Below are 1200 nucleotides of genomic sequence, written 5' to 3' on the forward strand. Positions count from 1 at the left end.
GCTTAATGCCAGTCAGTTAACAGCTGACTGGCGTTTTTTATTGGGGTATTTACTGGGTTTTGGTTTCACACACCTCGGATACGCCCGCTCCCGTTTTATCGGCAATATGTGATGTTCAACTTGAGCTTGTAATTGCTCTATTGATTTAGGTATCCGTCCTGCATTTTCTATAAACATTGTATGAATAAGGTTAATAATACTAATAGCACACGTCGTAAAACTCAGGTGTTTTGCATATATTCCAGACTTTTTCTGCGCCATTTTCACCATCTGGTATCGGAGCAAGTTATAGCTCAACATTACGCCCCATAATTCTTGCGCTATCATCTCAGGTTTCTTGCTGCGTAGCGTGAAGTGACTATTTAGTAAGGTTTGTTTCATTTCTCGATAACCAAGTTCAATTTCCCACCGTTCACTATAGAGGTCAACAATGTCAGCCTTAGGGAAACGCATTGGGTCTGTTAGTGAAGTGAGTATATTCACCTCTTTCCCCTTAACCGTTTTTGTGACTAGCCTGACTTCAATACTGTCTGGTAAATCGTCGAACTTTTTTCTCGCTTGTGCTGTTGCTTTTAGCCTGATGAGTTTGTCTTGACGCCCTAGAGAGCGAACAATTTCATATTGCGTGCCTTTTCTCATCGGTTGAAGCTAATGCCTATTTACCCCAGCATGATGCCAACGATTGAGTAAGCCTAGAGAATAGAAGCCTCTATCGAATAACGTCAGTGAGTTATCGGGTGTTGCCTCGATTAAGTCTTCAGCCAACACCATTTCACTAGTACGACAACTATCAAAGGCGCTCCCCATTAATAAATGGCTAGTTAACTCCATCAAACACACCATGCGAACCTGAGGGAAAGCCGTGTCACCATACTGATTTTTCCACACGGAGAATGCATGTTGATTTTCAGCCGTATCCGGTGTGCGCCAAATAACACCATCAACGCCCAGTAGTGATAGCCCGCACCATGTGGGATGGTTCGCATCAGCATTCCACATTTGCTGACTTTGCTCAAAAACCTGTTTAACGGCATCAGCCCCAAGCCGCTGCCTAGCCTGTACAACCGCACTGGGTGCAACGAGTTCTTTTTTACCTGGTAAAGCGAGCCCTAATTTACTGACAATACTCCACAGTGGGTCTTCACGATAAAACGACATACAAATGACTGTCCAAACGGCCATCTCAACAGGAAGCCTTCT

General features: G+C 44.0%; 1 pseudogene. It reads right to left on the minus strand.

Features of this window, described 5'->3' with window-relative positions:
- Positions 1 to 12: 12 nt before the first annotated feature.
- Positions 13 to 1200 (minus strand): annotated as a pseudogene (locus I6F65_RS21900) (IS4 family transposase); the annotation flags it as partial.

It is taken from the genome of Pseudoalteromonas sp. SWXJZ94C (assembly GCF_015864385.1).
Lineage (GTDB): Bacteria > Pseudomonadota > Gammaproteobacteria > Enterobacterales > Alteromonadaceae > Pseudoalteromonas.